At 73.0% G+C, this 22,316-nt stretch carries 25 protein-coding genes and 1 pseudogene; 7 read left to right on the forward strand and 19 right to left on the reverse strand.

Annotated elements, in window-relative coordinates; genetic code table 11:
• Positions 1 to 206 precede the first annotated feature (206 nt).
• The 4 genes from FB455_RS10760 to FB455_RS10775 all read right to left on the reverse strand — a co-directional run bounded on the left by FB455_RS10760 (position 207) and on the right by FB455_RS10775 (position 4,359).
• Positions 207 to 1,733: an AAA family ATPase gene (locus tag FB455_RS10760; protein ID WP_145753164.1), complete on the reverse strand. Its 1,527-nt coding sequence runs from the start codon at positions 1,731 to 1,733 to the stop codon at positions 207 to 209.
• A gap of 90 nt (positions 1,734 to 1,823) precedes the next feature.
• Positions 1,824 to 2,180 carry a hypothetical protein gene (locus FB455_RS10765; protein WP_145753166.1) on the reverse strand — a complete coding sequence of 119 codons (357 nt, stop codon included), beginning with the start codon at positions 2,178 to 2,180 and terminating at the stop codon, positions 1,824 to 1,826.
• Between the two features lie 229 nt (positions 2,181 to 2,409).
• The gene (locus FB455_RS10770) at positions 2,410 to 2,667 is read right to left on the reverse strand and encodes a hypothetical protein (RefSeq protein WP_145753168.1); all 258 of its coding nucleotides are present in this window, start codon (positions 2,665 to 2,667) and stop codon (positions 2,410 to 2,412) included.
• Positions 2,668 to 2,904: 237 nt separating this feature from the next.
• On the reverse strand, positions 2,905 to 4,359 hold the full coding sequence (locus FB455_RS10775; protein WP_186466392.1) for a recombinase family protein: 1,455 nt from the start codon (positions 4,357 to 4,359) through the stop codon (positions 2,905 to 2,907).
• 78 nt (positions 4,360 to 4,437) lie between these two features.
• On the opposite strand from FB455_RS10775, the pseudogene FB455_RS10780 reads away from it, so the two are divergent.
• Positions 4,438 to 5,136 (forward strand): annotated as a pseudogene (locus tag FB455_RS10780) (ATP-binding protein); the annotation flags it as partial.
• Positions 5,133 to 6,314, forward strand: coding sequence for a DNA-processing protein DprA (locus FB455_RS10785; RefSeq protein WP_145753174.1), 1,182 nt, complete (start codon positions 5,133 to 5,135; stop codon positions 6,312 to 6,314). The pseudogene FB455_RS10780 and the gene FB455_RS10785, both read left to right, overlap by 4 nt.
• A 5-nt stretch (positions 6,315 to 6,319) precedes the next feature.
• Here the strand turns inward: FB455_RS10785 and FB455_RS10790 are convergent, their stop codons facing one another.
• Positions 6,320 to 6,661, reverse strand: coding sequence for a hypothetical protein (locus FB455_RS10790; protein ID WP_013284600.1), 342 nt, complete (start codon positions 6,659 to 6,661; stop codon positions 6,320 to 6,322).
• A 515-nt stretch (positions 6,662 to 7,176) separates the two neighbouring features.
• Between FB455_RS10790 and FB455_RS10795 the strand changes: the two genes are divergently transcribed.
• Both FB455_RS10795 and FB455_RS10800 read left to right on the forward strand, forming a co-directional pair.
• Complete coding sequence (locus tag FB455_RS10795; protein ID WP_184977848.1) at positions 7,177 to 8,181, forward strand: tyrosine recombinase XerC; 1,005 nt, start codon at positions 7,177 to 7,179, stop codon at positions 8,179 to 8,181.
• A gap of 89 nt (positions 8,182 to 8,270) precedes the next feature.
• Positions 8,271 to 9,452, forward strand: a complete 1,182-nt coding sequence (locus FB455_RS10800; RefSeq protein ID WP_145753178.1) for an aminotransferase class V-fold PLP-dependent enzyme — start codon at positions 8,271 to 8,273, stop codon at positions 9,450 to 9,452.
• A 13-nt stretch (positions 9,453 to 9,465) separates the two neighbouring features.
• Here the strand turns inward: FB455_RS10800 and FB455_RS10805 are convergent, their stop codons facing one another.
• Positions 9,466 to 10,077 carry a M23 family metallopeptidase gene (locus FB455_RS10805; RefSeq protein ID WP_145753351.1) on the reverse strand — a complete coding sequence of 204 codons (612 nt, stop codon included), beginning with the start codon at positions 10,075 to 10,077 and terminating at the stop codon, positions 9,466 to 9,468.
• Positions 10,078 to 10,287: 210 nt separating this feature from the next.
• On the opposite strand from FB455_RS10805, the gene FB455_RS10810 reads away from it, so the two are divergent.
• Both FB455_RS10810 and FB455_RS10815 read left to right on the forward strand, forming a co-directional pair.
• Positions 10,288 to 10,947 carry a methyltransferase domain-containing protein gene (locus FB455_RS10810; RefSeq protein ID WP_145753180.1) on the forward strand — a complete coding sequence of 220 codons (660 nt, stop codon included), beginning with the start codon at positions 10,288 to 10,290 and terminating at the stop codon, positions 10,945 to 10,947.
• Positions 10,944 to 12,050 (forward strand): sulfite oxidase, encoded by a 1,107-nt coding sequence (locus tag FB455_RS10815; RefSeq protein ID WP_145753182.1) that lies wholly within the window; start codon positions 10,944 to 10,946, stop codon positions 12,048 to 12,050. Before FB455_RS10810 ends, FB455_RS10815 begins: the two co-directional genes overlap by 4 nt.
• Before the next feature lie 25 nt (positions 12,051 to 12,075).
• Here the strand turns inward: FB455_RS10815 and FB455_RS10820 are convergent, their stop codons facing one another.
• The 12 genes from FB455_RS10820 to proS form a co-directional block, all read right to left on the reverse strand.
• Positions 12,076 to 12,399 (reverse strand): DUF2469 domain-containing protein, encoded by a 324-nt coding sequence (locus tag FB455_RS10820; protein WP_011905215.1) that lies wholly within the window; start codon positions 12,397 to 12,399, stop codon positions 12,076 to 12,078.
• Positions 12,396 to 13,271 carry a ribonuclease HII gene (locus tag FB455_RS10825; protein WP_047894129.1) on the reverse strand — a complete coding sequence of 292 codons (876 nt, stop codon included), beginning with the start codon at positions 13,269 to 13,271 and terminating at the stop codon, positions 12,396 to 12,398. The genes FB455_RS10820 and FB455_RS10825 overlap by 4 nt, the downstream gene beginning before the upstream one ends.
• Positions 13,265 to 13,732 (reverse strand): NUDIX hydrolase, encoded by a 468-nt coding sequence (locus FB455_RS10830; protein WP_145753184.1) that lies wholly within the window; start codon positions 13,730 to 13,732, stop codon positions 13,265 to 13,267. The genes FB455_RS10825 and FB455_RS10830 overlap by 7 nt, the downstream gene beginning before the upstream one ends.
• A gap of 90 nt (positions 13,733 to 13,822) precedes the next feature.
• Positions 13,823 to 14,455: a signal peptidase I gene (gene lepB / locus FB455_RS10835; RefSeq protein ID WP_114919649.1), complete on the reverse strand. Its 633-nt coding sequence runs from the start codon at positions 14,453 to 14,455 to the stop codon at positions 13,823 to 13,825.
• Positions 14,452 to 15,336 (reverse strand): signal peptidase I, encoded by an 885-nt coding sequence (gene lepB / locus FB455_RS10840; protein WP_145753186.1) that lies wholly within the window; start codon positions 15,334 to 15,336, stop codon positions 14,452 to 14,454. The genes lepB (FB455_RS10835) and lepB (FB455_RS10840) overlap by 4 nt, the downstream gene beginning before the upstream one ends.
• A gap of 168 nt (positions 15,337 to 15,504) precedes the next feature.
• Positions 15,505 to 15,864, reverse strand: coding sequence for a 50S ribosomal protein L19 (gene rplS, locus FB455_RS10845; protein WP_013284591.1), 360 nt, complete (start codon positions 15,862 to 15,864; stop codon positions 15,505 to 15,507).
• A gap of 143 nt (positions 15,865 to 16,007) precedes the next feature.
• A complete protein-coding gene (trmD, locus tag FB455_RS10850) occupies positions 16,008 to 16,796 on the reverse strand; it encodes a tRNA (guanosine(37)-N1)-methyltransferase TrmD (RefSeq protein WP_145753188.1) in 789 nt (262 codons plus the stop codon).
• A gap of 14 nt (positions 16,797 to 16,810) precedes the next feature.
• Positions 16,811 to 17,350 (reverse strand): ribosome maturation factor RimM, encoded by a 540-nt coding sequence (gene rimM, locus FB455_RS10855; protein WP_030269963.1) that lies wholly within the window; start codon positions 17,348 to 17,350, stop codon positions 16,811 to 16,813.
• Positions 17,350 to 17,610, reverse strand: coding sequence for an RNA-binding protein (locus tag FB455_RS10860; protein WP_026268109.1), 261 nt, complete (start codon positions 17,608 to 17,610; stop codon positions 17,350 to 17,352). Before FB455_RS10860 ends, rimM begins: the two co-directional genes overlap by 1 nt.
• Positions 17,585 to 18,040, reverse strand: a complete 456-nt coding sequence (gene rpsP / locus FB455_RS10865; protein ID WP_013284587.1) for a 30S ribosomal protein S16 — start codon at positions 18,038 to 18,040, stop codon at positions 17,585 to 17,587. Before rpsP ends, FB455_RS10860 begins: the two co-directional genes overlap by 26 nt.
• 242 nt (positions 18,041 to 18,282) lie before the next feature.
• Positions 18,283 to 18,930 (reverse strand): ribonuclease FAU-1 family protein, encoded by a 648-nt coding sequence (locus FB455_RS10870; protein ID WP_145753353.1) that lies wholly within the window; start codon positions 18,928 to 18,930, stop codon positions 18,283 to 18,285.
• A gap of 76 nt (positions 18,931 to 19,006) precedes the next feature.
• The gene (gene proS / locus FB455_RS10875) at positions 19,007 to 20,413 is read right to left on the reverse strand and encodes a proline--tRNA ligase (RefSeq protein WP_013284585.1); all 1,407 of its coding nucleotides are present in this window, start codon (positions 20,411 to 20,413) and stop codon (positions 19,007 to 19,009) included.
• A 199-nt stretch (positions 20,414 to 20,612) separates the two neighbouring features.
• Between proS and FB455_RS10880 the strand changes: the two genes are divergently transcribed.
• Positions 20,613 to 21,206 (forward strand): TetR/AcrR family transcriptional regulator, encoded by a 594-nt coding sequence (locus FB455_RS10880; protein ID WP_013284583.1) that lies wholly within the window; start codon positions 20,613 to 20,615, stop codon positions 21,204 to 21,206.
• A gap of 19 nt (positions 21,207 to 21,225) precedes the next feature.
• Here the strand turns inward: FB455_RS10880 and FB455_RS10885 are convergent, their stop codons facing one another.
• Entirely contained in the window at positions 21,226 to 22,305 is a 1,080-nt protein-coding gene (locus tag FB455_RS10885) for an amidohydrolase family protein (RefSeq protein WP_013284582.1), read from the reverse strand.
• Positions 22,306 to 22,316 lie beyond the last annotated feature (11 nt).

The following is a 22,316-nucleotide window of genomic DNA, read 5'->3' on the forward strand; positions in this document are numbered from 1 at the left end:
GGGCTCGGACTCCCCACGACTCCCCGGGGAGGGTGGGGAGTCGGGGTGGCAAGCGGGGAGGAGCCGACTCCCCGCAAGGAACGGGGAGCGCCTCACCCCTTACAGCCACTCGTCGTGTCCTCGCGCTGACTTCCGGTGGCGGCTCGGGCACGGAGACGGGCCCCCGCCCGCAGGCGTGAGGCCCGTCCGTCGTGCCTGGCTGCCTCCTACCGAGGGCCGACCACCTTCGGCAGCGGGACCCGGCTCTTGCGCAGCCGGAGCGCGTCCTCCAAAGCTCGCTTGGTCACGGTGCGTCCCGCCTCGGTGAGGGCCTTGTTGGCTGTCGGGTACCCGGCGCTCTGCGGCAGGCCCAGCTCGTCCAGCCAGGCAACGATCTGCTCTTGGCCTTCCCATCGCAGCGGCTGGGCGGTCTTCAACACGGCGGACTCGCCCTCGGGGTCGAGGCCCAGCGTCAGGGGCTCGAACTCGGCCGCGTTCTTCTGCTTCGTGTTCTTCACCTTGAGAACCTTGTCGTCGTCCATCGTGCACAGGACCACTACATCTGCCGCCCCCTCCTGTGCGGACGAGCCTCGGGGCACCGTCCCGCCCCGGGCCGGGTGGTGAACCGACAGGACTGCCGCCCCGAGCTTCTGGATCTGGTTCGCCTGGTGAATCAGTTCGCCCATCGCCTTGCTGTCGTTCTCGTCCAGCCCTCGCGTGACCCGGGCCTGGGTGTCGAGGATGACCAGCACCGGTTGCAGCACCCCAACCAGCAGCCGCAGGGCGTCGAAGCTGCCCGGCTCCCCGACCTGCGGGGCGTGGGTCAGGAAGTGAACCTTCCCGGTGGTCTGGCCGCCACAGAACCGGGACCGCCAGGCCCGCGCCCGAGCCTGAACCCCTCGGTCGTCCTCGGCCGCGACGTACAGCACCGGGCCCGTCTCGGCGACTTCGTGTCCCCACCAGTCGCGCCCGGTGGCGAGGCTGTAGGCGAGGTCGAGCGCGACGAACGTCTTGCCGTTGCCGGGTTCGCCGATCAGGTAGCCCAGCGCGCCCCGGGGCAGCACCCCCTGAACCAGCCAGTCGACCGGGGGCCGCTGGTCGAACTCGTCCTCGCTGAACAGCGACGCCTTGAGTGCGAGGTAGGCAGGCGATTCGTACAGGCTTCCCGTCGCCTGCGGGACCTGCACCCCCACCGGCATACCCGGGAGGGCCAGCGAGGGCGACGGAGACGCCACGAGGGCCGTCGTCGGGCCGATCCCGTCCTGCTGGGCCTGCTCTGCTCGCACCCTCGCGACCGCCTCTCGCTCGTCGATCTCGCTGTTCCACCAGTAGGCGAACCCGCGCCGCAGCGGCACCACCCGCCCCCCGAACCGCCTGGCGTGCTCGTTCAGGTGCTCGTACTCGTCGTCGGTCACGTCGTCGTCAGTACGCAGCAGCAGCGGCACCCGGTGGGTGCACTCTCGGCCTACCAGCCGCGCAGCGTCGGCCGGGGCCATCTTCCGGGCCAGCGTCAGGTCCTCGCACTCGAACGCGAACGGATCCACCCACGCCAGTTCGAGGTCCCGCTCTCGGGTCTGCTTGGCCGCCATCGCGATCTCGATCAGGTCGGCCGCGTCCGGGTGGGCTCGCAGCTTCCCGAGCAGCGTCGCCTGCTCGTCGGGTTCAAGGTTGTCCCAGATGAACGGGTAGACCCACTCGTCGGCCCAGACCCGCTCGTCCTCGGTCGGCGGACTTGCTACGGCGTCAAGCTGCATGATCGGATAACTCCTGTCTCGCCCCTGCTCAGAGGCACTGGTTGCTAGGACGGGCCCCGGTCGTCACCCGGGGCCCGCCGCTTATCTCGGTTACTTCCAGGCCCGCGCGGGGGCCCCGACCACGAGGGCCGAACGCGCCCCCGCGCGCAGCCGGGTGCCTTCCGGGGTCACGCCGTTGGCGGCCAGCTCGGCAACGTGCAGGTCGGGTAGGACCCTCAGCGGACCCGCCGCGTGCTCGCAGGTGCGGTCGGCGCAGAACAGCACCGCCCGACCGCACAGACCCGCGATCGTCACCGGGGTCCCGTACTGCAAGGCGAGCCGGAATGCGGTACCCACCGCCTCCCGCAGGGCCTGGCCGCTCATCACGCCAACCGGGGTCGTCACTTCCGGGCAGGGCCCGGTGGGCTCCACCTCCGTCGGTGGACTCGTCACGATCAGGTGTTGCATTGCTCCCCCTCGGCCCTCGCCAGTTCCGGGCCCGGACCTGTATCCGGCGGTCATCGACGGCCTCCACGCTTGGTCCTTGTCGGAGGGCGCAAGTCGGTGAAGCAGTCCGGGCCGAGAGTCCGAGCTAGGAAGTCGAAGTCGTCAGGTCGGATGCTGACCACGCGGCTCGGCTGCTGCCCCTTGCCGCGTCCGGTGCCCCGCTTCGTGCGGGGTTTCGTCCGCTGGCCCATCAGGCGGCCACCGCCGATCCGGTGCCGTCGACGGGCGGCAGCAGCCGACGCAGCCGCTCGACCTGCTCCGGGGTCGGGGCCGGGGCCGAGCTGATCAGGTCTTCGATCGCCAGCTCGGCGCGGACCGCCCGCACTTCAGTCTTGGCCGCCAGCGTCTCTGGGGCGTCGCCCCCGTGGCAGCGGCTCAGGTTGCCGATCCGGCCCCCGGCCGCCATGAGGCGGGGGTCGGTGGTCCAAGGAATGGTGTGCCTGCCCATTGCGGCTCTCCTGCACAGAAGCGAGGTCTGTGCTCGGGGCGAGCGGGCTAGGCTCACGGACGCCGGTCCCCAACCGACCAAGGCTCGGTGCTACCACCCAAGGCGCTTACCGGCCCCGGGGCAGGTCTGGTGCCCGCCCCGCGATCCGGCGGCTGTCGCCGGGCTCGTCCGTCCCGGTGCTCCTGTCCCAACCGCATCCCCAGGAAAGCACGAGATCTGCGCAGGGCGCAAAGCGGGTTAAACCGCACGACCCCAGACGAGTCGATCCGCAACGCGGTGAACGCACGTCGGTTTGCGGCACTCGGCGCACCAACGGTTCGTCTTCACCCGGCCCACTCGGAGCTGACCGACCAGCCCCGGCGACAACACCTCACGGGCGACCGCGCGCCGGGCGGGCATCGGTGCCGCTTCCAGCCGGGCCCGGACGTCGCCCCCGGCACCGATGAAGGCGGCCAGAGCTGGCGGAGTGAGCAGCTCCCGCTCCCGCTGCTGCAACGACTGCTCCTCGGCGAGCCACTTTCGTTCGGCTGCGCCGGCCATCCTCGGGCTTATCAGCTCGGCGGCAAGCTCGTTCTCAAGGTCGACCAGGTTGCGCCGCACTGCTGCCAGCCGAGCCCGTACCTGCGTGACCTCCGGGCTGTCGCCGCGCTTCCGGGTCAGCTCCCGGTACACGTCGTCTCGGCTGAGGTAGGCAACGATGACGTCGAACGCGATCCGGTCGAGCAGTTCCTCGTTTACCTGAATCCCGCAGTTGGCGTGGCAGCGGTAGTGCCAAGGCTCGCCGCCACGCTGCGAAGTCGTCATCGGGGCGTCGCACAGGTCGCATGCCGCGATCATCGACAGGAAGTGACGCCCCTGCCCGTCGCGGTTCACGCGCCGTGCGGGGTTGTTCAGGATGGCCGCCACCCGGTCGAACTGCTCCGGCTCAACGATCTTCGGCCATACCGCCTCGTAGACCTGCCCGCCCCTGCCGTGGGAGGCCTTGTTGGAGTGCCGACGGCGACCGGCGTAGGTGTCTCGGGTCGCCATCCCGCGTACGACCTGCTCCGACAGCAAGCGGCCAGCGCGGGACCGGACCCCGGCCGCGTTCAGGCTGGCCGTGACCTGACGCAGCGAGTGCCCTGCCTCGATCCGGTCGAAGATCTCCCGAATCACCTTGGCTTCCTCGGGCACGATCACCTGCCGCAGCAGCTTCCCTGTCTCGGGGTCGTACTCGCGTCGGTATCCGAACGGGGCTTGTCCGTGCATCCACCCAGCTCGGGCCTTCTGGCGGACGGTCCGCTTCACCCGACGGCTGGTCTGCGCCGACTCGTACTCGGCCCGGACCGCGCCGCTGAGCAGCGTCGCGCGGTCGTCCGGATCTCTCGGGTCATACAGCTTCCCGACATCGGACACCCAGACTCGCACTCTGGCCGCCTCCAGCAGGCGCAGGGCGGGGGTCCACTCATCGACTTGGCGGCTGAACCTGGACAGCTCCCACAGACCGAGGATGTCCGCCCCGAAGCTACCGGCCCGCAGGTCGGCCAGCAGCTTCCCAAAGTCACCCCGGACCTTGGTCGCGTACTGGCTGGCCGAGATCCCGTCGTCGGCGTACGCCGTCCCGAGTTGCCAGCCTCGGTTGTCTGCGTCGTCGTCCAGCTCGGCAAGCTGCTCCTTCACCGACTCGGACTTGCCCCGCTGGTTGTCGGACACCCTCAGGTATGGCCGCATAGTCTCCATGATCATCAGCGAAACACGGGCTTTATCCGACGCACCACCCACGGACCAATCGCCACGGTGCCCGCGCTCGTCGGAGGCGGTTCCGGGCTGGCCCGGCCCGGCGCGGTGTCGCTCGCCCACCGTGGGGTCCTGTTCCTGGACGAGGCGCCCGAGTTCAGCAAGGGTGCGCTGGAGGCGTTGCGGCAGCCGCTGGAGAGCGGCCGGGTGCGGGTGGCGCGTACCCGGGGCGCCACCGAGTACCCGGCCCGCACCCAACTGGTGCTGGCGGCCAACCCCTGTCCGTGCGCGAAGCCCTCCGGCGACGTCGACTGCGAGTGCCCGCCCCTGGCCCGGCGACGCTACCTGGGACGGTTGTCGGGTCCGCTGCTCGACCGGGTGGACGTACAGGTCCGGTTGACTGCGGTACGCGCGGCGGAGCTGCTGAGCACCGACGCCGCGCACGAGTCCTCGGCCACCGTCGCCGCCCGGGTCGTCGCCGCGCGGCACGCCGCCGCCGATCGCTGGGCGGCCACCGGGCATCGGGTGAACGCCGACGTCCCCGGCCCGTACCTGCGCCGGCCGCCGTGGCACCTGCCGGCCCGGGTCACCACGGATCTGCGCCGCCGGCTCGACACCGGATCGCTGTCCGCGCGCGGCTACGACCGCGTACTCCGTCTCGCCTGGACCATCGCGGACCTGGACGGGCGGGACCGGCCCGGCCACGACGACGTGGCGGAGGCCATCCAGCTCAGGACCGGGGAGGTCGCGTGAGCGCCGACGACCGCCGGCTGGCGCGGGTCGCGCTCACCTGGCTCGCCGAGCCCGGCACCCGGTCGGTGTACGCACTGGTCGAGCGGCTCGGCCCGGTCGCCGCACTCGACCTGCTGCTGTCCGGCGGGGCGCCGGAGCGGACACTGCGGTCGGCCGTCGCGGCGCGCGGCGCCGCCGGTGACGCCCGGACGGTCGCCGCCGACGCGCTGGCCCGCGGCGAACGGCTCGGCGCCCGCCTGGTCACCCCGGAGGACGACGAGTGGCCGGCTCAGGTCGGCGACCTGCGCCGGCTGGCGCTCTCCGGTGCCACCCGGCGGGTCGACGTGGAGACCGATCCGCCGCTCTGTTTCTGGGTACGCGGAGCGTGGCCGCTCGGCGAGGTGCTGGCGCGCTCGGTGGCGGTGGTCGGCGCCCGGGCGGCCACCCCCTACGGCGCGCACATCGCCACCGAGCTGGGCTACGGCCTGGCCGACCGGGAGTGGACAGTCGTGTCCGGTGGGGCGTTCGGCATCGACGCCGCCGCACATCGCGGGGCGCTGACAGCGGGCGGGCGCACCGTCGCCGTGCTCGCCTGCGGCGTGGACCGCCCGTACCCGATGGGCAACGCCGCGCTGTTCGACCGGATCGCCGAGACCGGCCTGCTGGTGAGCGAGTGGATTCCCGGGGCGGAGCCGTTGCGGCCACGGTTCCTCATCCGCAACCGGGTCATAGCGGCGGCGACGAACGGCACTGTCCTCGTCGAGGCCGCCGCGCGCAGCGGCGCGACCCAGACGCTCAACCGGGCGCTCGGCCTGCGCCGGCCGGCGATGGTGGTGCCGGGGCCGGTGACCTCAGCGATGTCGGTCGGCGGGCACGAGGTGCTGCGGGAGCGGCCGGAGGCGCGGCTGGTCACCAACGTCGCGCACGTGCTGGAGGAGGTGGGGCGGATCGGGTACGACCTGGCGCCGCCCGCCCGGGCCCCCGAGCGTCCTCGGGACCGGCTCGACGAGGAGGCCACCCAGGTGCTGGAGGCGCTACCCCGCCGCCGAACGCTCGACCTGGAGAGCGTCGCGGCGCGCGCAGGGGTGGACCTGCGCACCGCCATGCGCAAGCTGTCCATGCTGGAGGAACTGGCGATGGTGGTACGCCGTGACGACGGCTACGCGCTCGCACCGCCACCACCGGTCGCCCGCTCGTGAGCGGGTCAGTCGCCCTCGAACCGGATCTCGGCGTCAAGGCGCTCCGCACATCGGCGGACGAGCCGGGCCAGCCGGTGGACGTGGTCGACCTCGGCCGGCGCCCCGGCCACCTCGGCGAGGCACCGCAGCTCGGCGAGCAGTTGCGGCATCCGCTCGGCGCTCACGGTCAGCTCGCCGAGCGGGTCGACGCGATCCAGCAGCGGGGTCCGGCCACCGCCGCGGACACGCTTGAGCAGGTCGAGCAGCACGTCCTGCGGGTCCGCCACGACTTCGATCGAGACGTACGCGGGCCGCCTACGACCGTTGCCCGCCGATATCTGCCGGTAGAGGACGGCGTCCACTCCCACTCTCGGCCTCCTCGTACCGGCGCCACCGTCACGGGGACGCGTTCGCCTGATCGCGGCCGGATCGACCCTCCGTCGGGGCCGGCTCGGCCACGCTGCCCGCCGGTCGCCGCACCGGAGTGTGCCGCAGCATGAGTTTCCCCTGTCCAGACCGGCTTCTGCCACCCCGCTCAGCGCGTCGGCACCTATCCCACGCCGGAAGGACCCGGCCGACGTGGCGGACGGCACAACCCACGGGCGACGGGCCGGCACCGCGAAGGCCGAAGCGACGGCCGGACCGGCACGGCGGCCAGGCGACTCCACGGCGGGGAACGGGGCGGGGTGGGGCGGCCGGGCGACTGAACGGCGAGGGCGGTGTGGCGTCGGGCGGCACGGCGCACGGCAGCGCTCCGGCCTTACGCTGGGGCGGTGATCGCCGGCCGCCTCCCCCGCCGCGACCCCGTACGCCTGGGTCGGGTGCCGCAGTGAGCAAGCGGCAGCGCGGCACCCGGGAGGCGCACGAGGAACTGCCCGCCTCGATGCGCGAGGCGGTGGACGACTTCGCCGACCACCTGTCGCGGGTGCGCAACCGCTCCGTCCACACCGTCCGGGCCTACGTCACGGATCTGGTGTCGCTGCTGGACCACGCCGTCCGGATGGGCTGCGCCGAACTGCCGGAGCTGGACCTCGCCGTGGTGCGCAGCTGGCTGGCGAAGCAGCGGACCATGGGCGCGGCCCGGACGACGATGGCGCGGCGCGCCGCCGCGGCCCGGACGTTCAGCGCCTGGGCGCACCGGACCGGCCTGCTCGCCGACGACGTGGCCGCGCCGCTGGCCAGCCCTCGGGCCCGGCGGGAACTGCCCACCGTGCTGCGGGCCGACCAGGCCGCCGCTCTGGTGGAGGCCCCGTCGCGGCAGCGCCGGAGCCCGCCCGGGGCCGACCGCTCGACGGTCCACCCCGAGGGCACCGGGCTCGGACGCGACCACGGAACGGCCGCCGAACCGGCATCCGGCGAACCGGCCGGCGACGGACCGCCCGACGCGGTGCTGCTGCGCGACCGGCTGCTGCTGGAACTGCTCTACGGCACCGGGGTACGCATCAGCGAGGCGTGCGGCCTGGACGTCAGCGACGTCGACCAGGCTCGCCGGGTGGTACGCGTGCTGGGCAAGGGCGGGCGGGAGCGGGCGGTGCCCTACGGGGTGCCGGCCCAGCGGGCCCTTGACGCCTGGCTGCGCGACGGCCGGCCCGCACTGCTGGCCCCGGGCTCGGGCCGGGCGCTTCTGCTCGGGGCGCGGGGTGGACGGCTCAACCCGACCACCGCGCGACGGATCGTGTCCGGCTGGGCCGGTGCCGCCGGGGTACCGCGGGTGACGCCGCACGGGCTGCGCCACTCGGCAGCGACGCACCTGCTCGAAGGGGGCGCGGACCTGCGCGCCGTGCAGGAGTTGCTAGGGCACTCGTCGCTCGCCAGCACCCAGATCTACACGCACGTCTCGGTCGAGCGGCTCCGCGCCGCGTACCGGCAGGCGCACCCCCGCGCCTGACCGCCGAGAGCGCGCAGGCAGCGTCGGTGGCACCGGTCAGCGGGCGGAATCCGGCCGGCGCATGATCCATCTCGGGCTAGGATCGACTGATGACGGTGCCGCAGCCACCCGAGCCGATTCCCGGGGCTCGGCTGCTCTTCTCCCTCGATCCCTCCGTCAGTCACCTCAACCACGGATCGTTCGGCGCCGTACCGATCGCCGTGCAACGCGCCCAGCAGCGCCTGCGCGACGAGATGGAGGCCAACCCGCTGCGGTTCTTCACGCAGGGCCTGGTCGACCGGATCGCCCACGCCCGGCGGCACCTGGCCACGTTCCTCGGCGCCGACCCGGAGGGCACCACGCTCGTCGGCAACGCCACCACTGGCGCGGCCGTGGTGTTGCAGTCGCTGGCGCTGCGCCCGGGCGACGAGATCGTGACCACCGACCACGGGTACGGGGCGGTGGCGCTGTCGATCGCCAGGGAGTGCGGCCGCACCGGGGCGGTGCACCGCACCCTGCCGGTGCCGTTGACCGCCACCGACGAGGAGGTGGTGGAGATCCTCCGCAACGGGCTGCGCCCCGGGCGTACCAGGCTGCTGATCGTGGACCAGCTCACCTCCCCGACCGCCCGGCTGTTCCCCACCGCGGCGATCGTCGCGGTGGCCCGGGAGCAGGGCGTGCCGGTGCTGGTGGACGCCGCGCACGCACCGGGCATGCTGCCGGCCACCGTCGCCTCGGTCGGCGCCGACTTCTGGGTCGGCAACCTGCACAAATGGGCGTACGCGCCGCGGGGCACCGCCGTGCTCGTGGTGGCCCCGCAGTGGCGGGAGAAGATCCAGCCGCTCGTCGTCTCGTGGGAGCAGGACAGCGGCTTCCCGGTTCGTGTCGAGTGGCAGGCGACGCTCGACTACACCGGTTGGCTGGCCGCCCCGGTGGGCCTGTTCACGTTGCGCAGCCTCGGCGTGGACCGGGTACGCGCGCACAACGCGGCGCTGGCCGCGTACGGGCAACGGGTCGTCGGGGACGCGCTCGGTGTGGCGCCCGAGCGGCTGCCGGAGCCCGGCGGACCGGCGGTCGCCATGCGGCTCGTGCCGCTGCCGCCCGGTGTCGCGACGACGCTGGACGCGGCCCGGGAGCTGCGGGCCCGGATCGCGGACCGGCTCTCCGCCGAGGTGTCGATCGCCGGCTGGAACGGGCGCGGCTACCTGCGGTTGTGCGGCCAGGTCTACAACACCCCCGACGAGTACGACCGGCTGGCCGTCCGGCTGCCCACGCTGCTCGCCCAGGGCTGAGCAACACACCCGATCACCCGGCGGGGACGGGGTGCAGCGGCAGCAACCGAACGCGACCGAGCCCGAGCAGGGCCAGCGGATCGAGGTACTCCGCGTCGCGTCGCAGTCCCCAGTGCAGGCAGGCCGCCTCGGCGCAGCCCCGATGCCCGGCGAGCAGGTCGCCGACCGGCGTGCCGGCGTCCACAGGGGTACCGGCGGTGAGCCGGGAGCGGACCGGTTCGTATGTGGTGCGCAGCCCGTCGGAATGGCCGACGGTGAGCACCGGCCGGCCGGCGACGGTGCCGGCGAACAGGACGGTCCCGGCGCCGGCCGCCAGCACCGGCACACCCGGCTCGGCGGCGAGGTCGACGCCCCGGTGCCCGGACAGCCAGGGCTGCGGCGGCGGGTCGAAGCGCCGCACCACCCGGGGCGCGCCCGGCAGCGGCCACCGGAACGGCCCGGCAGGCGCACCCCGAAGTCCCGCAGCCGAGCCGCCCGCCGCCGAAGCACCAGGAGCCGGGGCACCCGCTGATGCGGAACCATCCGGCCCACGCGCGGGTGCAGCCGGAGACGGCCCGACCGCGAGCGAGTAGACCCCGACCCGGGACGACAACGGCGACGGCCCGGCCGAGGACGACGGCACCATGGCCCGGGGCGGCGCGAGGGCGCCCGGCAGGCAGACGACGAGGAACAACACCACGGCGTAAGAGATCGAGGAACGCACGCCGACCACCCTGCCCACCCCGGGCACCCTCCCGCGCACCCCACCCGCCGGCCCTGTGGACGACGCTCCGACTGTGGACGAGCGCCGAAATCGGGGCCGATCTGCTACGGCCCGGACGCCTATGCTGGCCGGGTGACGAAGGACTGGTACGCCTGGCACAGCGACTACGACCAGCCCGAGTCCGCACTGGCCCGGCGACTCGCCGAGGTGCGGCAGCGTGTGGCCGACGCGCTGGACGCGGCGCCGCCCGGCCCGCTGCGCGCGTTGAGCCTCTGCGCGGGTCAGGGCCGCGACCTGATCCCGGTGCTGGCCGCCCATCCCCGGGGCGGCGACGTGACCGCCCGCCTGGTCGAACTGGATCCACGCAACGCCGACCTGGCCCGCCGGGCGGCCGCCGACGCGGGGCTCACCGGCGTGGAGGTGGTGACCGGGGACGCCTCGCTGACCGACCGCTACGCTGACCTGGCCCCGGCGGATCTGGTGCTGGCCTGCGGCATCTTCGGCAACATCACCGACGACGACATCCGGGCCACTGTGCGGCACTGCGCCTCGCTCTGCGCCACAGGCGGCACGGTGCTGTGGACGCGGCACCGGCGCGAGCCGGACCTGGTGCCGGTCATCTGCGAGTGGTTCGCCGAGGAGGGCTTCGAGCCGGTGGCGGTGAACAGCCCGGCCGACGGTGTGGGCGTCGGCGCGCACCGCTTCACCGGCACGCCCCGCCCGCTGGCGGCGGGGGCGCGGATGTTCACGTTCGTGGGCTACGACGTGCTGGAGCGGACGGAGCAGTCATGACCACTGTGGACGACGTCAGCCGGCCCTCCCGGGTGGCCGGGCCGGACGAGGCGATCAGTGCCGAGGAGCTTCAGCTCGCCGCGCGTAACCACGGCATCCCGCTGGAGGCGCTGCGGTACGACGTGACCCCGGCGGGCCTGCACTATCTGCTCATCCACTACGACATCCCGGACGTCGACCCGGCCGCGTACGCGCTGAGCGTGTCCGGCGCGGTCGAGCGTCCACTTCGCTTGGACCTGGCGGCGCTGCGCGACCGGCCCCGGGTGACCCACAGCGTCACGCTGGAGTGCGCCGGCAACGGCCGGGCGCTGCTGCATCCCCGGCCGGTCAGCCAGCCGTGGCTGGTGGAGGCGGTGGGCAACGCCGAGTGGACCGGTACGCCGCTGGCGCCGCTGCTGCGCGAGGCCGGCCTGTCCGGCGACGCGGTGGACGTGGTGTTCACCGGCGCGGACCACGGGGTGGATCGCGGTGTCGAGCAGGACTACCAGCGGGCGCTGCCGGTGGCCGACGCGCTGCGCGAGGAGGTGCTGCTGGCGTACGAGATGAACGGCGCTCCCCTGCTGCCGCAGCACGGCGCGCCGCTGCGCCTGATCGTGCCCGGCTGGTACGGCATGGCGCACGTGAAGTGGCTGCGCGACATCACTGTGACGACCGAGCCGTTCGACGGCTACCAGAACGCGGTGGCCTACCGGCTGCGGCGCGACGCCGACGACCCGGGCGTGCCGGTGACCCGGATCGAGCCGCGTGCACTGGTGCGTCCGCCCGGGTTCCCGGACTTCATGTCCCGCACCCGGGTGCTGCGGCCCGGACCGTGCACTCTGGACGGCCGGGCCTGGTCCGGCCACGCGCCGGTGACCTCGGTCGAGGTGACGGTGGACGGCGGTGAGACGTGGACACCGGCGGTCCTGGACGAGCCGGCCGGGGGCGAGTGGGCGTGGCGCCGGTGGTCGGTCAGTTGGACGGCGACGCCGGGGCGGTACGTGCTCGGCGCCCGGGCGACCGACGCGTCGGGGCGTACCCAGCCGGTCGAGCAGCCGTGGAACCGGGGCGGGTTCGCGAACAACCTGGTGCAGCGGGTCGAGGTGGTCGTGCCGGCGGAGTGATCCGAGGGCGTTCAGCCGCCCGTGGTCAGCTCCCGAATCCGGAATCTGCGGGAAGCGAGATGTCGGGCTTTTCGAGCTCTTCCACATTGACGTCCTTGAACGTCATCACTCGAACATTCTTGACGAAACGGGCAGGCCGGTACATGTCCCACACCCAGGCGTCGTGCATCTCGACCTCGAAGTAGACCTCGCCGTCGGAGTTGCGCACGTGCAGGTCGACCTGGTTGGCCAGGTAGAAACGGCGCTCGGTCTCCACCACGTAGGAGAACTGGCGGACGATGTCCCGGTACTCCCGGTAGAGCTGCAGCTCCATCTCGGTCTCGTACTTCTCGAGATCTTCCGCGCTCATCGCACTCCGCCTTCCATGACCACATCTTCCCCCACCGACGCCGGAGGTCGCGGCTGCTCGCCCAACGCCACGCCGACGGTACCCCCTGACGCGCCGCAGTGCCCCATCGGCTCGTCCGGGCGGCCGGCGAACGCTCCGGGCCCGAGACCCGGCAGCCCGGCCGCGGGCTCGGGCCGCGCCGCGTCGGCGCCCGCCGGGCGGCGGGCGCGGGGAGGCCGGCCGTCCCGTCCGGAGACGGCGGCCACGTTCACGTACGAGAAGCGGTGTTCCCGGCAGGGCCCGAGCGCGCGCAGGGCGGCGCTGTGCTCGGCGGTGATGTAGCCCTTGTGCTCGGCGAAGCCGTAGCCGGGGAACCGCCCGTCCAGTTCCACCATGATCCGGTCCCGGGTGACCTTCGCGAGCACGCTCGCCGCCGCCACACACGCGGCCACCCGGTCGCCCTTCCAGACCGCCAGGCCCGGCACGTCCAGCCCGTCGACGCCGAAGCCGTCGGTCAGCACGTACTCGGGGCGGGTGGTGAGCGAGGCGAGCGCCCGGCGCATCGCAGCGAGATTGCACACGTGCAGCCCGCGGGCGTCGACCTCCTCGGCCGGGATGACCACCACGGCGTACGCCAGGGCCCGCGCCACCACCTCGTCGTGGACGCGCTCGCGTGCGGCGGGGGTGAGCAGCTTCGAGTCGGCCAGCTCGTCGATCTCGCCGCGCCGGCCCTCGGGCAGGATCGCGGCGGCGGCCACCAGCGGCCCGGCGCAGGCGCCCCGGCCGGCCTCGTCGGCGCCCGCCACGTGCCGGAAGCCACGCCGTTGCAGGGCGCGCTCCAGCGCGTAGAGGCCGCCGTCGCGGCGGACCACGGTGCGCGGCGGGGTCAGCATGCGCCGCCTCCGGCCAGCACGGCGCCGAGCCGGCCGGGCAGGTCCGGCGGGTAGTAGCGCTCGGCGGTGGCGGCCAGCTCGGCGACCGGCCACCAGCGGTGCCCGTGCACGCTCGCCCATTCGACGTCGTTGAAGCCGGTCGTGTCGACGTCCCAGCCCGTCACCCGGACCAGGTAGAACTGCTGGTCCTGGCGGTACCACACGCCGTCGAACGGGAACTCGACGGTCTCCGACCAGACCGGCGCGCCCAGTTCGGCCGGGGCCAGCCGCAGGCCGGTCTCCTCGGCCAGCTCCCGGGCGGCGCCGTCGGCCGGGGACTCCCCCGGGTCGAGCCCGCCGCCGGGGGTGAACCAGTAGCGGTGACCCGGCCGGGCCGGATCACTGCCCTCGAAGAGCAGCACCCGGTCGGACGCGTCGACCAGCAGCACCCGGGCCGCGCGACGAGGGGTGTAGACGGTCACCGCACCAGCCTGCCAGACGCCTGCGACGAACGACCACGCCCTCCCGCCGTCGAGGCGTGGCAGGCGTGCCGGAGCCTGGCGCGGGCCGGCTCAGGGATTGGGGATCCCGTCGAACTGCTCGGGGACGCTGAGCCAGGTCGCACGGCTGACCGGCCAGAAGATGGTGAAGGCCCGGCCGACGACCTCGCCCTCGGGGATGGTGGCGACGTTGATGTCCTCGCCCGACTGCTGCCAGTGCTCCAGCGAGTCGCCGGAAGCCTCCCGGTGGTCACCCATGACCCACAGGCGCCCCTTCGGCACGGTGATGTCGAAGTCCTGGTCGGCGGGCTTGTTGCCGGGGAAGATGAACGGCTCGTCGATCGGCTTGCCGTTGATGACCAGCCGCTCCTGGCCGCCCGTGCGGTCGCAGCAGACCACGTGATCGCCGCCGACGCCGATGACCCGCTTGATGAAGTCCTCACCGTCGGGGTTGCCGCTCCACTCGGTGGGCGCCTTGAAGACGATCACCTCACCCCGGTGCGGCGAGCGGAAGTCGTAGACCAGCTTGTTGACAAGCACCCGATCGTCGATCTTGAGGGTGTTCTCCATGGACGGCGACGGGATGAAGAAGGTCTGCAGCACGAAGGCACGCACCAGCACCGCGACCAGGATCGCCACGCCCAGGAGGATGGGCAGCTCCTTCCAGAAGGAGCTGCGGGGCTTCTCGGTCTGCTCGTCGATCACGGGAGGAGCCTACGTCGCCGGGTACGGAGCGGTCGCCCCGAACCCGCCAGAACGGTGAGCGTCGCCGCGAGCGGGAGGATCAGGACGACGCCGCCGACCGGGTCGGGTTCCACCGGCACCGGCCCGGGCGCCGCCGCGGCGTCCGCGCGCGGCACGCTCGCGAACGTCTCCGGTACGGGCAGACCGGTCCACCGCTGCGACGGCCATACGATCATGAAGGCGCGGCCGACCACGTTCTCGATCGGCACCGGCCCCTGACATCGGGCGTCCTGCGAGACGAGCCGGTGGTCACCCATCACGAAGATCTGCCCCGGCGGCACCACCACCTCGGTGAACTGCCGGGACCGGCACTCCTTCGGATTGGGCGGCAGCTCGACCGGGGAGTCCTCGGAGACGTACGCCGTCTCGTCCAGCGGCACCCCGTTGACCACCACCCGGCCGTCGTCGCAGCACCAGACCTTGTCGCCCGGTACGCCGATGACGCGCTTGATGAAGTCCTTCTCGCCGGGGCGGCTGACGCCCACCAGGTCACCGAGCGTACGGCCGACCCGGCCGGCGAAGTTGGCCGGCGGCGCGGGCGCCTCCTGGGCGACCCAGCGGTCGGTGCCCCGGAACACCACCACCTCGCCGCGGACCGGGTCGCGTACGTCGTAGACGACCTTGTTGACGAGCACCCGGTCACCGACGAGCAGCGTGTTCTCCATCGACCCGGAGGGGATGAAGAACGCCTGGAGCAGGAACGTACGGATCAGCACCGCGAGGCAGAACGCCACGATCAGCAGCAGCGGCAGCTCCTGCCAGAGCGGCATCTGACGGCGGCCACGGCGGGCCCGCCGGCGCCAGGGATCGACGGCGCCGTCCTCGTCAACCATCTGCACCATGCCACTCTCCGGTCCGCGGAAACGACACTACCGCCCGGGAGTCCCCTCGGAGACCCCACGGGCGGTAGTGGACCGTTTCGCACCGTCCGGCTGCGCCCGTACCGACCAGGGTAATGCGGTCTGGTCGATACGACATCCGCGCAGGCCGGGCGGCGTGGCGAACGTGGATCAGTTCGCCGGCTGCTTCTCCCGCAGCTCCTTGATCTTGGCCTTCTTGCCGCGCAGCTCACGCAGGTAGTAGAGCTTGGCGCGACGCACGTCACCGCGGGTCACGACCTCGATCCGGTCGATGCCCGGGCCGTTGAGCGGGTAGGTCCGCTCCACGCCGACGCCGAAGCTGACCTTGCGGACCGAGAAGGTCTCGCGCAGACCGTCACCCTGGCGGCGGATGACGACGCCCTGGAAGATCTGGACCCGGGAGCGGTTGCCCTCGACGACCCGCGCGTGCACCTTGACGGTGTCACCGGCACGGAAGTCGGGCAGGTCGGTACGCTTCGACTGGGCGTCAAGGGCGTCCAGGATGTTCATCGCTGCGTCCTCGTGAGGCTCACGGCGCATCGTCAGTCGATGCGCGGATGGGTGATTCTGACCCCCGGGTGGTGACCGGCGAGACCGGCCCCGGTCGAGGGTCCTCGCAACCGCCCACGGCGTGGACGGATGCGGCAACCCCTCTACTTTGCCACATGCCCCGGTGGCGGGGAAAATCCGCCCCGGTCCAGCGTCGCCCGGTCCCGCTTGTCGAGCGTCTCCGGTGCCAGCGCGCCGATCATGTCGGGGCGCCGGGCCGCCGTCCGCAGCAGCGACTCGTCCCGCCGCCAGCGGTCGATCCGGGCGTGGTCGCCGGAGCGCAGCACCTCGGGCACGTCCAGCCCGCGCCAGCTCGCCGGCTTGGTGTAGAGCGGGGCCTCCAGCAGCCCGTGCGCGTGCGACTCCTCGTCCAGCGACCCGGCGTTGCCGAGCACGCCGGGCAGCAGCCGGGTGACCGCCTCCAGGATCACCAGCACGGCCACCTCGCCGCCGAACAGCACGTAGTCGCCGAGGGAGACCTCGGTCACCGGCATCCGGGTCGCGGCGTGGTCCAGCACCCGCTGGTCGATGCCCTCGTACCGGCCGCAGGCGAACAGCAGGTGCGACTCGGCGGCCAGCTCGTGCGCCAGGGCCTGGGTGAACGGGACGCCCGCGGGCGACGGCACGAGCAGCCGGGGCAGCGTGTGCCCGTCCGGGCTCAGCTCGCCCGGCGCCAGCGCGTCCAGCGCCTCACCCCACGGCTCCGGACGCATGACCATGCCCGGACCGCCGCCGTAGGGCGTGTCGTCGACGGTGCGGTGCACGTCGCGGGTCCAGGTCCGCAGATCGTGTACGGCCAGCCGCAGCGTGCCGTTCGCGCGGGCCTTGCCGATGAGCGAGAGGTCCAGCGGGGCGAAGTACTCGGGGAAGATCGACACGATGTCGACGCGCATGCGGTGGGCTCCAGCTAGAGGTCGAGCAGGCCGCCGGGCAGGTCGACGACGACGCGACCGCCGGCCAGATCCACCTCGGGCACGATCGCCTTGACGAACGGGACCAGCGCGGTACGCCCCTCGGGGCGCCGCAGCACCAGCATGTCGGACGCGGGCGCGTGGTCGATGCGGGCCACCTCGCCCACGTGCTCGCCGTCGCGGGTGACCACTGTGAGCCCGACCAGCTGGTGGTCGTGGAACTCCTCCGGGTCCTCCGGCGGGGCGACGTCGGCGCTGTCCACCCCGAGCAGCGTGTTGCGCAGCGCCTCGGCGACGTCGCGCTCCAGCACGCCCTCGAAGGCGACGAGCAGACGGCCCTGATGCCAGCGGGCCGACTCGACGGTGAGCGTCGGGGGCACCCGCCAGGCGCCGGGCTCCGACGGGGTGACCCCCGGCTCGGTGGTCAACACCGAACCGGGGGCGAACCGTGCTTCGGGCTCGTCGGTACGCACCTCCACGGTGACCTCACCGCGGATGCCGTGCGGCTTACCGATCCGGCCGACGACGAGAAGCATCAGTACGAGTCGACGATGTCGACGCGTACCCCACGCCCGCCGATGGAGCCGATCACCTGGCGCAGCGCCTTGGCGGTCCGGCCGGACCGCCCGATCACCGTGCCGAGGTCCTCGGGGTGCACGCGGACTTCGAGGCGCTTGCCCCGACGGGAGTCGACCATGCGCACCCGGACGTCGTCCGGGTGGTCGACGATGCCCTTGACCAGGTGCTCCAGAGCGGGACGCAGCGGCATGTCAGGCCTGCTCGCCGGACTCGGCACCGGTCTGCTCCTCGGCCTTGGCCTCGGCCTTCGGCTCCTCCGCCTTGGCGGCGGCCTTCTTGGCCGGCTTCGCCGGGGTGTCGGCCACGCCGGCGGCGGCCTTCGCCTCGGCCTCGTACGCCGCCTTGCGGTCGGCCCGCTCGGGGGCGACCTTCAGCGGCGGCGGGGCCGGCAGGCCCTTGAACTTCTGCCAGTCACCGGTCAGCTCCAGCAGGCGCTGCACGGCCTCGCTCGGCTGGGCGCCGACCGAGAGCCAGTACTGGACCCGCTCCGACTTGACCTCGATCACCGAAGGGTCTTCCTTCGGCTGGTACACACCGACGAACTCGATCGCACGACCGTCACGCTTGGTGCGCGAGTCGGCGATGACGATGCGGTACTGCGGGTTGCGGATCTTGCCCATCCGCAGGAGCCGGATCTTTACGGCCACAGTTGTTTCGCTCCTGTTGCGATCTCACCGGCCCGTACGGGCGGTGTGGCGGGTGAGCGCCGACCGGCACAGTGGGGTTTGGGCCGGAGACTGCTCGGTGAACTGGCGACGCGCCCGGGTTAGAGGGCGCCGGACGCGTGCCGGATACCAGCGAACCATTCTGCCAGATCCGAACCGGAACTCTCACACCGGACCCGGACACCACGCCCGGGGCGGCCCGGGCCGTGACCGAGGACACTCGTTCAGCGCACCGGCGGGCGGTCCCACCCCGGCGGAAGTTCGTCCGGTACGTCCCATCCCACGGGTGGGGTGAAGTCGCACCAGGTGCCGTCGAACGGAAACTCCCCCGCCTCGGCGATCCGGATCACCCGCTCGCCCTCGGCGCGTACCGCCTTCTCGTCGGCCACCCAGTAGTGCTCCGGGAACGCCAGCCGCTCGGCGAACTCGTCCTCGTCCTTCCACTCCCAGCTCAGGTCCGGGTGGACCACGACGTCGAGATCCTGGTCGACCATGTCGACCCCGGCCACCGTGCCGTCGTCCCAGCGGACGCCGGGCTCCTCCAGGTTCACGTACCAGTTCTGGAAGCGGCCGGCGGCGTCGCGGAACCACCAGACCGAGTGGGCCGCGCCGGTGGGCAGGAACTTCAGCACCGGCGGGCCGTTCCACAGCCCCTGCGCGAGCCGGTAGGACGACGTCACCCACTCGGCGAACGGCACCGCCCGCATGCCCAGGCCGGCGGCGTTCACCTCGTGCGCGACGGGCGCCTCGCGCGCCACCCAGAGCACCAGGCCGCGCTCGTCGTCGGAGACCACCCGGGCCGACCGGACCCAGCCGATCCGGCCGTTGCGCACGTTCCGGTGCATGATCAGCCGCCCCGGCTCGAACCGCACGCTCACCCCCGCCGTCCTGTTAACAAGGGGCCCCTCCTCTGCGGAATGCGTTAAGAAGGGGCCCTTCCTTACACCCTCAGTAGGCGCGGGCGAGGATCGCCACCAGGTCGGGCTCGTCCTCCGAGTCCGGCACCGAGCCGTCGGCGCGTACCAGGCAGCGGACCGTCACGCCCTGAGCGTTCGCCTCGGCCTCGCCCTCGACGCCGACCGCCGACCACGGCACCCGCGCCCAGCCGGTGGCGGACGCCTCGATCGCCTCGGCCAGCGTCGACACCTCGACGGTGCGGGACCGGCGGAACTCCAGCGCCTGGTCGTGCAGCGCCTGCTGGTCGGCCTCCAGCGCGGCCAGGACCGCGCCGACCACGTCGGCCACCGGCGTCGGGGCCTTCGAGCCGTCCGTACGCCGGACCACCACCGCGTTGCCGGCGGCCAGGTCACGCGGGCCTACCTCGACGCGTACCGGGTAGCCGCGCAGCTCGGCGTCGACGGCGCGGCGGCCGAACGCGGTGTCGGTCCGGTCGTCGAGCGCCACCCGCACCCCGGCGTCACGCAGCGCGTCGTGAAGCTTTCGCGCCGCCTCCGCCACGCCCTCGCCGTCCTTGACGATCATCACGTACGCCTGGACCGGCGCCAGCTTCGGCGGCACCCGCAGCCCGTTGTCGTCGCCGTGGCACATGATCAGACCGCCGAGCATCCGGGTGGAGGTGCCCCAGGAGGTGGTCCACGCGTGCTCCCGGCCGCCCTCGGCCGAGGAGTAGCTGATGTCGAACGCCTTGGCGAAGTTCTGGCCCAGCTCGTGGCTGGTGCCCAGCTGGAGTGCCTTGCCGTCGCCCATCATGCCTTCGCACGTGTACGTGGCGGTGGCGCCGGCGAAGCGCTCCCGGGCGGTCTTCAGGCCGACCACCACCGGGATGCCGAGCACGTTGACCATCAGGTCCTCGTACGCCTCGTGCAGGATTCGCCGCGCGTAGGCGCGGGCGTCCTCACGGGTCGCGTGCGCGGTGTGCCCCTCCTGCCAGAGGAACTCGCTGGTACGCAGGAAGATCCGCGGGCGCAGCTCCCACCGGACCACGTTCGCCCACTGGTTGAGCAGCAGCGGCAGGTCACGGTACGAGTCGATCCACTTGGCCATGAACTCGCCGATGACCGTCTCGCTCGTGGGGCGCACCACCACCGGCTCGGCGAGCTGCTTGCCGCCACCGTGCGTGACGACTGCCAGCTCCGGCGAGAAGCCCTCGACGTGCTCGGCCTCCCGCTTGAGGTAGCTCTCCGGGATGAACAGCGGGAAGTACGCGTTCTCCGCGCCGGCCGCCTTGATCCGGGCGTCCATCTCGGCCTGCATCCGCTCCCAGATGGCGTAGCCGGCCGGTCGGATCACCATGGTCCCCCGGACCGGGCCGTTGTCGGCCAGCTTCGCCTTGGCGATCAGGTCCTGGTACCAGCGGGGAAAGTCCTCCGCACGGGGAGTGAGCACGCGTGCCATGACCACGCATCCTATGCGTCCCGTCACGGGTGGGCGCAGCCGGGCGCGCCCGCACTACCGTCTGCCGTCATGCTCTCCACCACCCCGGCGCCGGGGACGCACCACCTGACCTTCGCCGGCCACGACGGCGGGCGGTTCCGGGCCGAGGCGGAGTACGACCTCGAGGTGCGCTGAGCAGCGCCCGTAGACTTCGATCACCATGTCTAAGCCGAGGAACGTCACTCCGGTGCGCGAGACGATCGTCGACGCCGCCCGTTCGCTGACCGTCACGACCGGCTGGGCCGGGGTCCGGATGGGTGCCGTCGCCAGCGCCGCAGGGGTGAGCCGGCAGACGGTCTACAACGAGTTCGGCACCAAGGCGGGCCTGGGCGAGGCGCTGGCCCGGCACGAGGTGGACCGGTTCGTCGGCCAGGTCCGGTCGGCGCTCGACGAGCACGACTCCGACGTCCGCGCGGCAGCGTACGCGGCGATCCACCGCACGCTCGCCTCGGCCGCCGAGAACCCGCTGGTCCGGGCGGTGCTGACCAGTACCCGGGGCGGCTCGGAGGAGCTTCTGCCGTACCTGACCACCCGGTCCGAGCTGGTGCTCGCCGAGGCCGCGGCGGCGCTGCTGGAGTGGACCGGCGAGCGCCTGCCGGACGCCGATCCGGCGGCCCTCGCGTTCGCCGCGGACAGCGTCGTACGTCTGGTGGTGAGCCACATCGTGCTGCCCGGGGGCCCGGTCGACGAGACCGCCGACCGGCTGGCCGACCTGGCGGTGCGCCTGTTCCTGATGGCGGCGACCGCCCGCTAGACCCGTCGCCGTCGGCCGGTCAGCGGACGACCCGGCCGCGCAGCACGATCCGGCTGGGCGTCCGGACCACACGCAGGTCGCGGCGCGGGTCCTCGGGGTAGACCACCAGGTCGGCGAGGCCGCCCTCGACGAGCCCGGGGAAGCCGAGCCACTCCCGGGCCCGCCAGGAGGCGGCGGCGAGCACGTCCGTGGCCGACATGCCGGCCTGCTCGTGCAGCAGCAGCATCTCCTCGGCCGCCAGGCCGTGGTCGATGCCGCCGCCCGCGTCGGTGCCGACGTAGATCGGCACGCCCGCCTCGTGCGCGGCGCGCACCACCTCGGGGAAGCGGTCGCGCAGGGCGAGCATGTGGTCGGCGTACCCGGGGAACTTGGGGCGGGCCTGCTCGGCGATGTGGCCGAACGTCCGGATGTTGATCATCGTGGGGACCAGCGCGGTGCCCTGCCGGGCCATCAGGTCGATCAGGTCGAGGCTCAGCCCGGTGCCGTGCTCCACCGAGTCGACACCGGCCCGCACCATGATCTCCACGGCCGACTCGGAGAACGTGTGCACCGCGGCGCGTACCCCGGCGGCGTGCGCGGCGGCGACCGCCGCGGTCATGGTGTCGGCGTCCCAGGCCGGCGCCAGGTCGCCGACGCCCCTGTCGATCCAGTCGCCGACCAGCTTGACCCAGCCGTTGCCGGCCGCGGCCTGCGCGGCCACCGTCGCGGCGACCTCCGCCGCGCCGACCTCCACGCCGATGTCGCGCAGGTAGCGCTTGGGCGGTGCGACGTGCCGGCCCGCGCGGGCCAGCCGCGGCAGGTCCGGCTCGTCCTCCAGTTCGGGGTACGGGTACGGCGACCCGGCGTCCCGGATCGCCAGCACACCGGCGTCCCGGTCGATCCGGGCCAGTTCCCGCGCCTGGTCGAGAGAGGTGATCGGGCTGCCGCCGCGGGCGATGCCGATGTGGCAGTGCGCGTCGGTCAGGCCGGGCAGCACGAAGCCGCCGTCGGCCACCGTCTCGGCGCCGGGCACCGGTTCGAAGGTGACCCGGTCGCCGACCAGCCAGACGTCCCGGACCTCGTCGTCGGGAAGGAACACACCGCGCACGTGCAGAGCCATGTGCACAGTCC

It is taken from the genome of Micromonospora sp. CNZ296 (assembly GCF_007827635.1).

Excerpts from the sequence above, each read along its gene's own strand:
- trmD (WP_145753188.1), bottom strand. The coding sequence starts at position 16,796 with ATGCGCGTCGACATCGTGTCGATCTTCCCCGAGTACTTCGCCCCGCTG.
- FB455_RS10815 (WP_145753182.1), top strand. The coding sequence starts at position 10,944 with ATGACCACTGTGGACGACGTCAGCCGGCCCTCCCGGGTGGCCGGGCCG.
- FB455_RS10765 (WP_145753166.1), bottom strand. The coding sequence starts at position 2,180 with ATGCAACACCTGATCGTGACGAGTCCACCGACGGAGGTGGAGCCCACC.
- FB455_RS10820 (WP_011905215.1), bottom strand. The coding sequence starts at position 12,399 with ATGAGCGCGGAAGATCTCGAGAAGTACGAGACCGAGATGGAGCTGCAG.
- FB455_RS10760 (WP_145753164.1), bottom strand. The coding sequence starts at position 1,733 with ATGCAGCTTGACGCCGTAGCAAGTCCGCCGACCGAGGACGAGCGGGTC.
- FB455_RS10885 (WP_013284582.1), bottom strand. The coding sequence starts at position 22,305 with ATGGCTCTGCACGTGCGCGGTGTGTTCCTTCCCGACGACGAGGTCCGG.
- FB455_RS10800 (WP_145753178.1), top strand. The coding sequence starts at position 8,271 with ATGACGGTGCCGCAGCCACCCGAGCCGATTCCCGGGGCTCGGCTGCTC.
- rplS (WP_013284591.1), bottom strand. The coding sequence starts at position 15,864 with ATGAACATCCTGGACGCCCTTGACGCCCAGTCGAAGCGTACCGACCTG.
- FB455_RS10825 (WP_047894129.1), bottom strand. The coding sequence starts at position 13,271 with ATGCTGACCCCGCCGCGCACCGTGGTCCGCCGCGACGGCGGCCTCTAC.
- proS (WP_013284585.1), bottom strand. The coding sequence starts at position 20,413 with ATGGCACGCGTGCTCACTCCCCGTGCGGAGGACTTTCCCCGCTGGTAC.
- rimM (WP_030269963.1), bottom strand. The coding sequence starts at position 17,350 with ATGCTTCTCGTCGTCGGCCGGATCGGTAAGCCGCACGGCATCCGCGGT.
- FB455_RS10880 (WP_013284583.1), top strand. The coding sequence starts at position 20,613 with ATGTCTAAGCCGAGGAACGTCACTCCGGTGCGCGAGACGATCGTCGAC.
- FB455_RS10795 (WP_184977848.1), top strand. The coding sequence starts at position 7,177 with ATGCGCGAGGCGGTGGACGACTTCGCCGACCACCTGTCGCGGGTGCGC.
- FB455_RS10805 (WP_145753351.1), bottom strand. The coding sequence starts at position 10,077 with ATGGTGCCGTCGTCCTCGGCCGGGCCGTCGCCGTTGTCGTCCCGGGTC.
- FB455_RS10770 (WP_145753168.1), bottom strand. The coding sequence starts at position 2,667 with ATGGGCAGGCACACCATTCCTTGGACCACCGACCCCCGCCTCATGGCG.
- lepB (WP_145753186.1), bottom strand. The coding sequence starts at position 15,336 with ATGGTGCAGATGGTTGACGAGGACGGCGCCGTCGATCCCTGGCGCCGG.